General features: G+C 71.9%; 7 protein-coding genes and 1 pseudogene. All 8 read right to left on the bottom strand.

Features of this window, described 5'->3' with window-relative positions; all coding sequences use genetic code 11:
• Positions 1-668: 668 nt before the first annotated feature.
• The 8 genes and pseudogenes from QSK30_RS29250 to QSK30_RS29215 all read right to left on the bottom strand — a co-directional run bounded on the left by QSK30_RS29250 (position 669) and on the right by QSK30_RS29215 (position 14,161).
• Positions 669-1,307, bottom strand: coding sequence for an RES family NAD+ phosphorylase (locus QSK30_RS29250; RefSeq protein ID WP_285507733.1), 639 nt, complete (start codon positions 1,305-1,307; stop codon positions 669-671).
• A gap of 2 nt (positions 1,308-1,309) precedes the next feature.
• Entirely contained in the window at positions 1,310-1,975 is a 666-nt protein-coding gene (locus QSK30_RS29245) for a hypothetical protein (protein ID WP_285507731.1), read from the bottom strand.
• On the bottom strand, positions 1,972-3,633 hold the full coding sequence (locus tag QSK30_RS29240; RefSeq protein WP_285507728.1) for an Hsp70 family protein: 1,662 nt from the start codon (positions 3,631-3,633) through the stop codon (positions 1,972-1,974). The genes QSK30_RS29245 and QSK30_RS29240 overlap by 4 nt, the downstream gene beginning before the upstream one ends.
• Positions 3,634-3,646: 13 nt before the next feature.
• Positions 3,647-7,444 carry a CHAT domain-containing protein gene (locus QSK30_RS29235; protein WP_285507727.1) on the bottom strand — a complete coding sequence of 1,266 codons (3,798 nt, stop codon included), beginning with the start codon at positions 7,442-7,444 and terminating at the stop codon, positions 3,647-3,649.
• A 121-nt stretch (positions 7,445-7,565) separates the two neighbouring features.
• The gene (locus tag QSK30_RS29230) at positions 7,566-9,149 is read right to left on the bottom strand and encodes an ABC-F family ATP-binding cassette domain-containing protein (RefSeq protein ID WP_285507725.1); all 1,584 of its coding nucleotides are present in this window, start codon (positions 9,147-9,149) and stop codon (positions 7,566-7,568) included.
• A gap of 355 nt (positions 9,150-9,504) precedes the next feature.
• A pseudogene (locus tag QSK30_RS29225) lies at positions 9,505-10,789 on the bottom strand (ISL3 family transposase).
• A gap of 613 nt (positions 10,790-11,402) precedes the next feature.
• Positions 11,403-13,181 (bottom strand): gamma-glutamyltransferase family protein, encoded by a 1,779-nt coding sequence (locus QSK30_RS29220; protein ID WP_285507723.1) that lies wholly within the window; start codon positions 13,179-13,181, stop codon positions 11,403-11,405.
• A 38-nt stretch (positions 13,182-13,219) separates the two neighbouring features.
• Positions 13,220-14,161 carry a LysR family transcriptional regulator gene (locus QSK30_RS29215; protein WP_285507721.1) on the bottom strand — a complete coding sequence of 314 codons (942 nt, stop codon included), beginning with the start codon at positions 14,159-14,161 and terminating at the stop codon, positions 13,220-13,222.
• Positions 14,162-14,167 lie beyond the last annotated feature (6 nt).

Raw genomic sequence — 14,167 nt, 5'->3', positions numbered from 1 at the left:
CGACCCCGCTGGGACGCAACAAAGATCCCAGCCCGGCTGGTACCGCAGCGGAGAGGCCGAACCCACCAGCACCCAAGAGAGCCCCTTCCCCCCAAATAACCGCAGCGGTGAGGCCGCCCCCGCTGGTACGCATGTCCCGTTACGGTTGCTCGATCTAGTGGACTCGCTTCGTGTGGGGGGAGAGTGCCGCTAAACTTGCCGTGGGTGGGGATGCCCTTACCTGCCCTTTTCTCTCCACCGCGGTGCTCTAGGGGCCCCACACGAAGCGAGTTCACTAGATCGAGCCCCTATCTTTTCCTCGGGCAGCCCCAGCGATGAGCCGCCAACATGGTCGACCGTGGGTCGGTGTGCGGCACACCATCCGAGCTGCCCGAGTAAGAGCGGGGCTCGATTGGCTGGACTGCCTTCGCGTGGGGCCCCTAGAGAACCGCGGTGGTGAAAAAGGGCGGGTGAAGGGCATCCCCACCACACGGCAAGTTTAGCGGTGCTCTCCCCCCACACGAAGGCAGTCCACCCAATCGAGCACTGGCGTAACGGGTCTTGCGTACCAGCGGGCTCGGCATTTAGAGAGTGACGGACAAGATCAAAGCTAAGAGCTAGGGGCCCGAGGGACCTGAGGGCCGAGGGGCGGGCTGGTAGTCAGCCAGTCGTTGGGTTCAGGTCCCGGTTCATCTCTGGGCTGGTCGGGTCCGGGGCGGACTGACTCGATATCCGTGGTGTACCAGCAGTGTGTTCAGCCACAGTGCGCCGAACTCCGTCTCCAGGTCCACGCTCACCAAGGGGTCCGGCTGGAACACCTTGTCCCGCAACACCCGGTCCTCGAACAACACCACCAACCGGTCTTGCGGTGCCCGTCGCGCTGGCCAGATGAAGCCCGCTGCCTCCGGTGCCCGGTCCCGCAGCCAGTCCGTCCACCGGCGCATTCGCTCAGAATCGCAGTCGGTGGTGGTGATCAGCCAGTGGGTCTGGCCGACGGCCGCGAGGTCGGTGGCGTCGCAGAGGGTCAGGAGTTCCAGTTCGTCCTCTGTGGCCAGTGCGGTCATCCGCCTGCCCTTGACCCGGACTCGGGGCAGGGTGCGGAATCGGTCGGTCGGTGGCAGGGAGCGCAGCAAGATCTCGGCGACGAGGCCGCGTGGCTCGTCTGCGCCGCGGTGGGCACGGCCGGGGAAGCGGTCGCCCTCGGTGGACTCGGCGAACTCGAAGGGGGAGCGGGAGACCGGGTGCAGGCGCCAGACCGGGGTGTTCGCGGCGAGCAGGTGGCGCCTCGGTGTGCCGTCGTAGTCCGCGGGTGGGTCGATGTCCGGCACGGTCAGCCCTCCCATCGTTCGGCGCGCGCGGCCGCGATCAGCACCGAGGCGTCCACCCGACCCAGCAGGTTCGCCGGTGTGTCCGGCAGTGCGGTGTGCGCGCCCAGCCACCAGTCGGCCACGCCCCACGGGTCCTCCTCGGCCTCCAGGATCCGGTTGACCGCCAGCACGGTCGCCAGCGGTCGCCCGTCCGGGCCGAACTGGAACGCCGGCCACTGGCCGGTCCCGTCCGGGCGGTCCAGTCGGATCAGGTGCGGTACCGGGTCGGGCACGTCCTCGTCGGTCACGGCGGCCGCGCGTAGCAGCCTGGCGGTCGCAGCGGTGGCGACCTCGTCGACTGTCGGCGGCCTGCCCGCCGGGTCCAGTACCGCCCGCAGACCCTCCACGAGTCGGACGCGGGCGCGGGTCTCGTCCATCGTCGGTGGCCGGTTCAGCCGGGGGACGGCGCCCGCGAGCGCCGTGCGGACGGGGTGCTCGCGTGGCAGTGATCGCGACAGCAGGTGCGCGATCGCCTGCTCGGTGCGGTCGATGTCGCCGGGCAGCACGGCGTCGGTGTAGCGGCGGGTCAGCGCCAGCAGTTCGGCGTCGCGGTCCGGGGCGAGCCGGGACCGGACGTCCCCCCACAGCTCGGTCAGCCGGGCGATCGCCCCCGGCGTCCCGGCGGTCACCCGCTCACCTCGAACCCGCCGATGTCGCGGGTGGACCGTTTCAGCTCCGCCTCGTCCATCCCGCCGATGTGCAGCTCGAACTGGACGGCCGCGCGCGAGGTCGGCTCGGTCGCGCTGACGGTCAGCTCACCGGTGGCCGACATGAAGAACGTGACCTCCAGCGGTGACCGGGCGGGCATCGCCGGGATCCCCTTGAGCAGCCCGCGCCCGATGCGGACGTTGTCGGCGAGGTCTTCGGACTCCTCGGGGCTGGTCTGCTCCCACACCTCGATCTCGACCATCCGCTGGTTGGGCACGCTGGTGAGGAAGGTGAACGGCCCCGAGTCGGCGGGCAGCGGGGTGTCGGCGGGCAGCAGGTGCACGATCATCTTGCGCGCCGCCAGCGGGTCGGTCAGCACCACCGGGTCCCGCGCGTCCACGCCCATCACACCGAAACCGCGCGGCACGGTGGTGTTCACCGTCGTCCGCGCCAACCCGCGCACGCGCTCCTCGTCGGCGCCGAGCATCGCGGCCACCGCGCGCACCGAGTCCTCCTCCGGTCCACCGCTGACCTTGAGCTTGTCGATCACCGCGTACAGCGCCGCGCCCTTGGCCACCGCCAGGTCCGGCTCGAACGCGCGGCCGCGCAGCCCGAGCCGGTCGCGCAGGGCGGTGCGCACCGAGGGGACCTTGCTCATGCCGCCGACCAGCAGCACCTCGTCGAACTCGGTCACCCCGGCCCGGCGCGCCTTGGCCATGGTCCGCTCGGTCACCTCGACGACCCGGTCGAGCAGTCCCGCGGTCAGCTCCTCCAACCGCGCCCTGGTCAGCTCGACCTTGCCGACCGCGCCGCGGAAGCGCAGGTCCACCCGCTTGGTCTGGACGTGGCTGAGGTCCCGCTTGAGCTGCTCGGCCAGCTCGTCGACGTCCTGGCGGAAGACCAGGTCGGCGGTCGGGTCCAGGGCGGGGTGCGCGGCGGCGAACTGCGCGACCAGGTCCGCGCGGATCAGCTCGTCCCAGTCGGCCCCGCCCAGCGCCAGGTCGCCGTCGGTGCACACGACGTGCACCTCGTGGCCCTCGAGCCGGAGCACCGTGGTGTCGTAGGTGCCGCCGCCCAGGTCGCACACCAGCAGGTGCCGGACCCGGTCGGAGATGCCGACGGACTGGTAGTGCAGCGCCGCCGACACCGGCTCGGCCAGCACGTCGCGCACCACCAGGCCGGCGATCTCACCCGCCCGCCTGGTCGCCCGCCGCTCGGCCACGCCGAAGTAGGCGGGCACGGTGATCACCACCTCGCGCACCACCTGCCCGCTGTTCTCCTCGGTGGCGCGGACCAGTTCGCGCAAGATCAGCGCGGAGATCTCCTCCGGCCGGTAGTCGCGGCCGTGGTAGGTCTCGACCGCGTCGACGCGGCCCATCTTGCGCTTCACCAGCCGGGACACCAGGTGCGGCGCGGCGACGGCGGCGTTGCGGGCCGCCTTGCCGACGGTGACCTGGCCGGGGGCCTCGAAGTAGACGACCGAGGGCAGCGTCTCGTCCCCGTTGACCGTGCGCACCACGACCGGCTTGCCCGCGTCGTCGATGTAGGCCAGGCACGAGTGCGTGGTGCCCAGGTCGATCCCGAACGGCCGGGCGGCCGTGCCCGCTGTCGTCGTGCCCGCTGTCGTGGTGGTCGTCATCGGTGTCCTTCGCTCAGCGACCCTGGTAGCCGAAGCCGGACCAGGTGTCGATGTCCTCGGCGTCGAGGTGCGGCAGCTCCTCGGCCAGGACCGGGTCGACGGTCGGCGGCAGTGCCCGGTCGCGTTCGATCAGGAACACCTGGGCGAGCCGCAGCGCGGTGGCGGGGTCGTCGTAGCCCCGGTTGAGGTAGTGGTGGAACAGGGTCATCAGCAGCGCGGTGGGCCGGTCGTCGACCTGCCAGCGGGTGCCCACCACACCGCTGGCCCCGGCCGCCAGGAAGCTGCTGGCCAGGGTGAGCGGTTCGTCCAGGGCGCGGCCGTCGGTGGTGTCGCTGACGCAGGTGGGCAGCACGACGAGCGCGCCGGGGGAGTCTGCGGGCCGGTCCCTGGCCCGCTCCAGGATCTCCCGCACGGTGAGCCGGGTCTGGCTGTCGAGGGCGAGGTAGGACTCGATGGGCGGCGAGGTGGCGTGCGCGTGGCAGCTCAGGTGCAGCAGGGACGCGCCGGGGCCGTCCGGGCCGGGGAGGAGCGCGCGCACGTCGCGGGCGACCGCGCGACTGGAGCGGCCCGTGGCCTCGGGGTCGCCGAGGTAGGTGCCCGACGGGTAGAAGTGCCGGTGCGTCGCGGTCGCCTCGTGCGAGGTCCAGAACAACCTGCCCGACTGCGAGCGCACCACCGCGGGCTCATCCGTCCACACGCGACGGTCGCGGACGCTGACGTCGACCAGCTGGCGGGCCGAGGCGATGTAGCTGATGGTGGTGTCCTGACAGGCGTGGCGCCACCGCCCGCCCGCGCGCCGCCGGGCGGCGTGCCACGGCACGACGGCCAGCGGACCGACCGGCACCAGCACCAGTCGTCCCGGCGGATTCCCGTTGCCCAGCAACGGTTCCAATGCCTTCCAGGACCACTCGGCGAGCGCGTGCAACGCGGCCCGCCAGCGTGCCCCGGCAGCCTCGGCCGACCCACCACCGTCATCCGGTCGGGCGTCCTCGTGCTCGGCCCGTGCCTGTCTGAACTCCTCGAGCACCTTCTCCTGCCCGGTCAGGTCGACCTTGTGCTCCCGCAGGCCACCGTCGGATCGCACGACCAGCAGGAGGCCCTCGGTGCGGTGCTCCGGCGCGGGGAGCAGGTAGACCAGCGCGTCGGCCGAACACGCGCGCAGGGCCGCGCCGATCCGCTCGGGCGAGGGCGTGTCGAACAGCGCCTGCCGCTCCGGTGTCCCGTCCAGCGCCCGCACCACCCGCTCGCGCAGGTCGCTGGGCATCGGGACGCGCAACGCGTCCATCATGTCCTGTTCGGACAGTGCGGCGGGGTCGACGTCGTCCCACGGCCGTTCCCGGGTGCCCTCCCGGCCCCACTCCTCGGCGAGCGCGGTGTGCCCGCCCGCGAGCAGCAGCGCGGCGACCGTGTGGTCGATCGTGGTGGCGTGCAGCACCATCGCCCGCCCCAGCTCCAGCGCGCGCACCGCGTCCTCGGGCCGCCCGGCCACCAAGGCGAGCTGGGCGACACCGGCGGCCTCACCGCTCGCGTCCAGCGCCTTGGCCCACCCGCGCCCGGCGCTGCTCTGCAGCAGCACGTCGGTCGAGCGCCACCGCAACGCCTCCAGCCCGACGTCGGTAGCCCGGTCCCGGTCGCCGAGCGCGCGGTCGTCGCGCACCGCGTAGCACTCCATCAGCAGGGTCAGCGCGGTCGCGTTGTCCTTGGACACCGGCTCGTTCACGACGATCCGCCTGGCCTGTTCCAGCCGGTGGATCGCCGCCGCCAGGTCGCCGCGCCGGAAGGTCAGGCGATAGCGCTGGTAGAGCACGAAACCCAGGGAGCTCGCGGCCTGGCCGCGGACGTGGTCGGTCCGCGCCGGGTCGTCGCACACCGGCGCCAGCGTCGCGACGGCCTCCTCGAGGGCGGTCCGGTCCCGGGTCGTGGCGCCCTTGAAGCCCAGCATCATCCCGCGGATCAGCGGCTCGAGCCGGGTTCGCAACTCCTGCGGGTGGTTCTCCCAGCTGTCGGCCAGGACGTCGTCGAACGCCTCCTTGAGCGCGGCCACCTCGCCCGCGCGTGGGAGCTGGTCGGGGTTGGTCATCAGCGGGATCAACCGGGCCATCTTGGTCAGGCTGTCCACGCCCTCGCGGAGGTACCCCGACCGGGTCCGGCCGCGCAGCTCGCGCAGCGCCTCCATCGACGGCGCCGTCACGCCGCCGGGCTGGTCCGGGCGCAGCAGGCCCATGGCCAGGTCGACCATCCCGGGCACCACCTCGAGGTGCTCGCGCAGCTCGTCGTTCACCGGCAGGGTGGTGGTCCGGTCGAGGTCGGGCGCGGTGGACCCGAGGATGGCGCGCGCGGCGTCCAGCAGCTCCAGGCCACCCTGGTCGATGTGCCGCAGCACCCACATCGAGCTGAGCATCGGGCCCAGCGCCAGCCGCAACCGCTCGTTGTCCGGGCTCGCCTCGATCGCCGCGCGCAGCCGGTGCACGACGTCGTCGGCGTCGCTGAAGTCGCTGTCCAGCAGCCGTTCCAGCAGGTCGTCCGCGGCCAGCATGGTGTGGTTCACCGCGGCCAGGTCCTCGTCGCCCTGGTGCGCCAGCGCGTCGCGCAGCGCTTGGCGGGCTTCGGCACGGGAGTCAGCGGATCCCCGCGCGGTGGCGAGCAGCATGGCGGCGCCCCGCCTGCTGAGCACTTGGGGGCGTCGGGGGTCGTCCTCGGGCAGGTCGTCGAGCGCCCAGTCGAGCATCTCCAGCTCACGGGCGTGCTCGGCCGGCGTGCTGGGCGCCTCGCGGGGCAGCAGCGTGAGGTTGCGGGCCAGCTCGCGCGCCATCGCCCACGCCGGTTCGGCGTCGAGTGCTTCCTGGATCACCGCGAAGGTCCTGATGACCTCGGCGTGCGGGGCCACGCCCGTGCGCTTGACCGCCAGGTACAACCGCATGCTCGCCTCGAACAGCGGCAGCGCGGGCGCGTCCGACTGACCCAGGTCCTCGAGGATGGAGAGCACGGCGTGCTCGGGGATGTCCGCCGTCGAGCCCCCCGCCTCGGAGAGCGTTCGCAAGCCCGCGCGCAGCCGGACCAGCTCGGGGGGTTGCGGCAGGCCGGCGAGGATGTCCTCCAGCGCGTTCAACGGCGCGGTGGCCCGGGTCCGGGCCTGGTCGTACAGCGTTCGCAGCTCCGCGACGTCGGCGGTGAACGGATCGCCCCCGCCCGCGGTCAGGACGGGTCGGGCGGCCTCGGCCAGCTCGGCCATGGCCCGGTCGAACCTGGCCCTCGGGTCGGTCGCGTCCCCGTGCGCCGCCGCCAGCCGGGCGAGGGCGTCGGTGAGCTCGACGATGTTCGCCGGGTCGTCGTCCACCCGGCGCACGACGCACGTGCGCAGCAGGATCTCGTTGAGCCGCGCGGGTTCGGTGTCGCGTGGGTCGTCCGGGTCGAAGGCCGCCGTGCCCAGGGTCAGCTCCGCGATCGCCTCGTCCGCGAGGGCGGTGCCCGCCGGGTCGTCAGGATTGGCGATGAGGCGGTGGGCCAGCGCCCGGCCGAGTACGCGACCCACGAGCCACCTGCCCTCGCCGTCGGCGACCGTGTCGCGGGCCGCGCGCAGGTGGTCGATCGCGAAGGCCAGCTCCGCGTCGGCGCCCTCGGTCGTCAGGCAGTGGTTGAGCGCGGCGGTGCCCAGCAGGAAGCGCAGCCGCACGGCGCGGTCGCCGTCCTCGGGCGAATCACCCAACCCGGAGAGCGCGGCCAGCGCCGCGGCGCGCACGGGCGGGTAGTCCACCTCGTCCGCGCCCAGCAGCGCGATGACGGTGTCCGGGTCGGGACTCGGGTCGCCCACCCTGCTCACCACCTCGCCGCGTCGACACCGGACCGGTCCAGGATCCCACCGGTGATCACCGGTCCGGGACCGGAATCCCCGGTGACGTCGCAGAATGACCAGCTTCTGTCAGGAGTGCGGCTCAGTCCGCCGCGGGCGGTCCCGTCTCCAGCAGCCCGCCGTCGGCGAGCCGCAGCCACCGGTCCACACCGACGTTGGCCAGGAAGCGCACGTCGTGGCTGACGACGACGAACGCGCCCCGGTACGCGGTGAGCGCGGCCTCCAGCTGGCTGACGCTGAGCAGGTCCAGGTTGTTCGTCGGCTCGTCGAGCAGCACCAGGTGCGGAGCGGGTTCGGCGAACAGCACGCAGGCCAGGGTGGCCCGCAGCCGTTCGCCGCCGGAGAGCGCCGAGATCGGCAGGTGGGCGCGGGCACCGCGGAACAGGAACCGGGCCAGCAGGTTCATCCGCTCCGCCGCGGGCAGCCCCGGGGCCGCCTCGGCCAGGCAGTCGGCCACGGTCTGCTCCAGCGGCAACAGGTCCAGGCGTTGCGACAGGTACGCGGCGCCGCCGGTGTCCCTGATCAGCCGCAGCAGCGTGGACTTGCCCGACCCGTTGGCCCCGGTCAGGGCGATCCGCTCCGGGCCGCGGATCACGAGGTCGATCCCGTTGCCCGCGAACAGGTCCCGGGCTTGCAGACCGACCCCGGCGAACACGGTCCGCCCGGCGGGCACGGTGGTCGCGGGCAGCTCCAGCACGATCTTCTGCTCGTCGCGCAGCGCCCGGCTGGCCTCGTCGAGGCGGGAGCGGGCATCGGCGACGCGGGCTCCGTGCGTCTCGTCGGCCCGGCCCGCCGACTCCTGGGCGCGCCGCTTCAGGCCACCGGCGACGATCTTGGGCAGACCCGCGCTCTTGATGTTGCGGGCGGCGTTGCCGGCTCGGCGCGCCGACCGCTCACGTGCCTGCTGCTGTTCGCGCTTCTCCCGCTTGACGTCCTGTTCGGCGTTGCGCACGTTCCGCTCCGCCACGTCCTGGGCGGCCCGCACCGACTCCTCGTAGGCGGTGAAGTTGCCGCCGTAGAAGCGCAGCTCACCGCGGTCGAGCTCGGCGATGCGGTCCATCCGGTCGAGCAACGCGCGGTCGTGGCTCACCACCAGCAGGCACCCGGTCCACTCGGCCAGCACGTCGTGCAGCCGCTTGCGCGCGTCGAGGTCGAGGTTGTTGGTCGGCTCGTCGAGCAGCAGTACCTCCGGGCGCCGCAGCAGCTGCGCGGCCAGGCCGAGCGACACGACCTGCCCACCGCTGAGGGTGTCCAGCGTGCGGGTGAGAGCGAGCCCACCGAGCCCGAGCCGGTCCAGCTGGGCACCGGTCCGCTCCTCGACGTCCCAGTCGGTGCCGATGGTGGTGAAGTGCTCCTCGCTCGCGTCACCGGACTCCACGGCGGCCAGCGCGCGCAGCACCTCGGCGATCCCCAGCACCTCGGCCACGGTCAGCGCACCGGCGAACGGCAGGTCCTGCGGGAGGTACCCGAGTTGGCCGTCGGTGGTGATGGTGCCGCTGGTCGGGCGCAGGTCACCGGCGATGAGCTTGAGCAGGGTGCTCTTGCCCGCGCCGTTGGGGGCGACCAGGCCGGTCCTGCCGGTGGGGATGGTGCAGGAGAGGTCGGCCAGGACGGGGGTGTCGTCTGGCCAGGTGAAGGTGAGGTTGGTGGTGGTTATGGAGGGCATCGTCGGATGACGGTAGCAAGTGGATGCTGGGCGCTCATCTGCTTTTGTGCTGGGCTGGGTGGGATGGGTCTGGCTGCGATGAGCCGGGCCGGGCTTGGCCCGGCTGAGCTGGCCCGGCTGAGCTGGCCCGGCTGAGCTGGCCCGGCTGAGCCGGGCTGGGCTGGCTGGGCTGGGCCCAACTGGGCCGGGCCGGGCCTTGTGGTGAGTGCCATCGGACCGCACCCGAGGTGCCAACTGCTCGATGCGGTGGATTGGCTTTGTTCGGGGAGAAAAGAGGCGCTAGCCTGGCTCCGGCGTGGGTGATCCCTTTCCCACCCGCTTCACCCCGGCGCCTCTTTTCTTAGGCTCTTGTGAGCTATGTGTGGGTGCGGTCGGGTAGTTCGGGGCGGTATCCGCCTAGGGCCAGGAGCGCGAGGGAGATCAGGGCGTCGGGATGTTTGAATCCGAAGGCCAGGCGGGTGAGCAGCCGGATCTTGGTGTTGGTCGACTCGATCAGCGCGTTGGACAGGCCGTGCTCCAGGCTTGCGTGGATCGCCGGCAGTTCGGATCGGATGGTGCGGGCGAGCTTCACGAACTCGGGTATGCGACATCGTCTGGCCCAGGCCAGCCACCGTTGCAGAACGTCTTTGCCCGCTTCGCCACCGACGGTGAAGACGTGCCGGAGCCCTTCCTTGAGTAGGTAGGCGCGGTGGAGACGGGGATCGGTCTTGGCGATCCAGGCGAGTTTGTGGCGCTGGTTGTCGGTGAGGTTCTCGGGGTTCTTCCACAACGCCCACCGCGCACGTTTCATGCCTTGCGCGGCACCGGCCGAGGCTTGGCGGCCACGCCGGTCTCTCCGGGTGCCGCCGGGTTGGCCGCGGGCGGTGTTCCACACCTGGCGCCGGACCTGGTCCAGGGCGTCGGTGGCCCACTTGACGACGTGGAAAGGATCGGCGCAGCGGATCGCGTCCGGGCAGTACCGCTCGACGGTGCGGGCGATCCACGCGGCCCCGTCCGCTGAGACATGCGTGATCCGCGCGCATCGTTCGGGTCCGAGCAGCGCGAAGAACCCGGCCAGGGTCGGTTTGTCGTTGCCCGCCGCCGCCCACACCAACCACCCGGTGTCGTGATCCACCACCACTGTCAGGTACTTGTGGTTGCGTTTGTAGCTGATCTCGTCGATCCCGATCCTGCGCAACCCGGCCATTCGATCCACCCGCGCGTCGACATCGGACCGGACCCGGGACAGGATCGCCCCGACTGTCGCCCAGGCGATCCGCATCAACCGCCCCACCGCGGATCTCGACGTCGTGGTCGCCAACCAGGCGACCGTGTCGTCGAAAGCACGCGTGTGACCGGCACCATGCCGCGCCCAGGGCACCGCGGCGACCACGACCCCGTGCACCCGACACCGCACCCGAGGCACATCGGCCTCGACAAAGGCCCGCACCGTTCCCAGGTCCAACGCACGCCACCGCCGCCGCCCCCGACCGGCGTCATAGCCCGGACACCGCCGCGAGCACACCCCCGCACCGGGCGCGATCCCGCCGCCGGACCCGCACCCCGACCACCACAACCTGCTCGGCCTCATCGAACCCGACCGTCTCCACGACAGCCGGATCCACACCCAGCAGCCGACCCCATATCCTGATTGAGGGCACGCCGTTCCCCGTCTACCAGTTTCTGTTCCTCGACAGTCCAGAAACCTAGACCCAGCAACGGCGTGCCCCTCCGCTACCTGAAACCACCACCCACACATCACTACGAAGAGCCTTTTCTTAGGGGCCCCGAACAAAGCCAATCCACCGCATCGAGCACACCTGCCCAGCCGCTCGCCCCGCCGGGGTTTGCCTTGACGCGCAGGGTTTCCCGCCCCGCCCGGGGTTTCCCGCGACTGCGGGGCTTCCCGCGAACCGCGGCCTGCGGGCCGTGGGTGCGGGGGTTAGTGCGGTGGGCTCGATGGGGTGGTGTGGCTTTGTTTGGGGCCCCTAAGAAAAGAGGCGCAGTGGGTAGAGCGGGTGGGAAAGGGACACCCACCGCCTGGGCCAGGCTAGCGCCTCTTTTCTCCCCAAACAAAGCCACACCACCCCATCGAGCAGGACGGTTGCCCGGGTGCGGTTGGGGGGTGGTGCGGTTGGGATGTCTGGGTGTGTTTGGGGCTGTGTGTGGGCAGCGCGGGTGCGGTGGTTGCTTGAGCTTGCACGATGTTCTGTGGGATCGCAGCGGTTGTGTCCTTAGTGGACCTGCGGTTTCGTTGCCTGTCTGCTTGCCTGGTCAGCGGCCGGTTGCGTAGCCCTGCATGCCGCGTGGGTTGGCGGCGCTGGCCAGGATGCCGGTGTCGGGGTCTCGGGTCACGGCGCACATCCGGCCCAGGGTCCACGGGCCTGAGCGGCGGATCAGGTGGCCCTGGGCTTCCAGTTGGGCGAGCACGTCCGGGTCCATCCGGTCCTCCACGACCAGCACCCTCGGTTCGATGTCGCGGGGGTAGAAGGAGTTCGGCAGGCTGGTGGTGTGCCAGGTCGGCGCGTCGATCGCGGTCTGGAGGTCCTGTCCGCCGATCAGGTGGCGCAGCAGGAACAGCAGTTGCCACTGTTCCTGTTGGTCGCCGCCCGGTGATCCGCAGGCGAGGACCGGCATGCCTGCGCGGTGCACCATGGTCGGGGTGAGGGTGCTGCGTGGGCGGGTGCCGGGGCGCAGGCTGTTCGGCAGGTTGGGTTCCAACCAGCACATCTGGAGTCTGCTGCCTAGGGGGAAGCCGAGTTCCGGGATGACCGGGGAACTCTGCAGCCAACCGCCGCTGGGGGTTGCGGAGATCATGTTGCCCCAGCGGTCCACGACGTCGAGGTGGCAGGTGTCGCCTCGGGTGGTGCCGTTGGCGCGGACTGTCGGTTCGCCGGTGGTGGGGTCGGCCGGTGCCGCTCGGTGTTGGCGGGTCAGGTATTCGGCGAGTCGGGGGGTGCGGCCGTCGGGGGTGCCCGGGCGGATCTCACCGCTCGCGCTGTCGGTGATCAGGGTGGCTCGTTCGGCGGCGTAAGCGGCCGAGAGCAAGGTGGTCAGTGGGACGTCGGGGTGGTCGCCGTACCAGGCCTCGCGGTCGGCGAAGGCCAGTTTCATCGCCTCGGCTATGGCGTGTGTGCCGCGGGCGGTGGAGGGGTCCAGGGCGGTGGGGTCGTCCAGCGCGTCGAGCACGGTGAGGGTTTGCAGGAGTGCCGGGCCCTGGCTCCACGGGCCGACCTTGGCGATCGTGTGGCCGTGCCAGTCCAGGGTGACCGGTGATTCCCAGGTGGCCGAGTAGGCCGCCATGTCCGCGCCGGTCAGTACGCCTGGGTGCCTGCCGCCGCTGGAGTCGCGGAAGGGGCGTCGGGCGAAGGCGTCGACCGCCTCTGCGACGAATCCCTCGCGCCAGGCCTTGCGGGCGGTGTCGATCCCGGTCTCGCGGTCGGTGTGTTCGCTCTCGTCGGCGAGTCTGCGCAAGGTTCGCGCGTACGCGGGGTTGGGGAACAGCGCGCCGGGGGCGGGGGGTTGTCCGCCGGGCAGCCACAGTTCGGCGGAGGTGACCCAGTCCTCGACGAACAGGTCTCGTACGGTCGAGACCGTCGAGCTCACCGCTGCCGTCAACGGGTGGCCCGCGCCCGCGTAGTCGATGGCCGGTTCGAGGACCTCCGCGAGGGTCAGGGTGCCGTGGTCACGCAGCAGGAGCAGCCACGCGTCGACCGCGCCGGGCACCGCCGCCGCGAGTGGTCCGCTGCCCGGGATCAGCTCCATCCCCAGGTCCGTGTAGTGCTCTGGGGTCGCGCCCGCAGGTGCGGGGCCCTGGCCTGCGAGCACTACCGGGCGCGGGTCGGCCGCCGTCGCGATGATCGCGGGTACCTCGCCGCCCGGGCCGTTGAGGTGCGGCTCTACCACGAGCAGCACAAACCCGGCGGCGACCGCGGCGTCGAAGGCGTTGCCGCCGCGCTCGAGCATCCGCATGGCTGACTGGGACGCCAGCCAGTGCGTCGAGGAGACCATGCCGAAGGTGCCGCGCAGGGTGGGGCGGGTCGTGAAGGTCATGCGTTCCTCTCGGGTGTGCGGCGGCCCGGATCGCGGGGCTACGCCAGGACCAGGCCGCGTTCGGTCCACCACCGCTGGTAGCTGTCGCTGCGGCCCACCATCCGGCGGTACTCCTCGGTGATCACCGAGCGGAGCAGTTCGGGCGGCACCGGGCACGGCTGCACCCAGGCCAGGTCGATCCGGCCGCGCACCGGGTCGCCGACGAGGGGGCGGAAGGCGACGCCCATGCCCTCGACCGACAGCGGGTCGGCGATGGCCACGCACCGGCCGGTGCCGACGAATGCCCGCGCGCCCGCCATGTGGCTGCTCTCGAAGGCGACCTTGGGCTCGAACCCCAGCCGGGCGCAGGCCGCCCGCAGCGACGCCAGCCAGCCGGGGTTGTCGTGCGGGTTGACGATCCACGACTCGTCCGCCAGGTCGGCCAGGTCGATCACCGGGCGCCGGGCAAGCGGGTGCCGCTCGGACACCGCGACGAACACCGGCTCCAGCGGCACCACGGTCACCCGGTCGACCCCGGGGCCGACCGGGGTCTCGAAGTCGATCACGTCGCTGACGATCGCCGCGTCCAACCTGCCGGTGCGCAGCATGGCGACCAGCGCGGAGGCGGCCGGGTCGATGTGCGCGCGCACCGCGAACCCGGCGGGGAGCTCGCGCTCCAGCCGGGGCACCACCGCCGAGAGCAGCAGGCCCGCGTCGCCGAGGACGATCTCGTCGCGGGGCGCGGGCAGCGAGCTGACCAGCAGGTCGTCCATCTCGCGCAACACCGTGCGGGCCCGGGTGATCAGGCCCCGGCCGTACGGGGTGGTCACCACCCCGGCCCGGCTGCGCACGAACACCGCCTCGCCCATGGTGCGCTCGATGCGTTGGACCTGCGCGGTCAGCGACGGTTGGGACAGACCGAGCAGCGCTGCCGCCTTGGTGATGCTGCCCTGGTCGGCGACGGCGACCAAGACCCGCAGGTGCCGCACCTCTAGATCCACCCGGGC

Source organism: Actinokineospora sp. NBRC 105648 (assembly GCF_030269645.1).
GTDB lineage: Bacteria > Actinomycetota > Actinomycetes > Mycobacteriales > Pseudonocardiaceae > Actinokineospora.
This window is presented reverse-complemented; position numbering and strand designations above follow the sequence as displayed.

Coding starts and splice junctions, on each gene's coding strand:
- QSK30_RS29240 (WP_285507728.1), bottom strand. CDS start 3,633: ATGACGACCACCACGACAGCGGGCACGACGACAGCGGGCACGGCCGCC.
- QSK30_RS29230 (WP_285507725.1), bottom strand. CDS start 9,149: ATGCCCTCCATAACCACCACCAACCTCACCTTCACCTGGCCAGACGAC.
- QSK30_RS29220 (WP_285507723.1), bottom strand. CDS start 13,181: ATGACCTTCACGACCCGCCCCACCCTGCGCGGCACCTTCGGCATGGTC.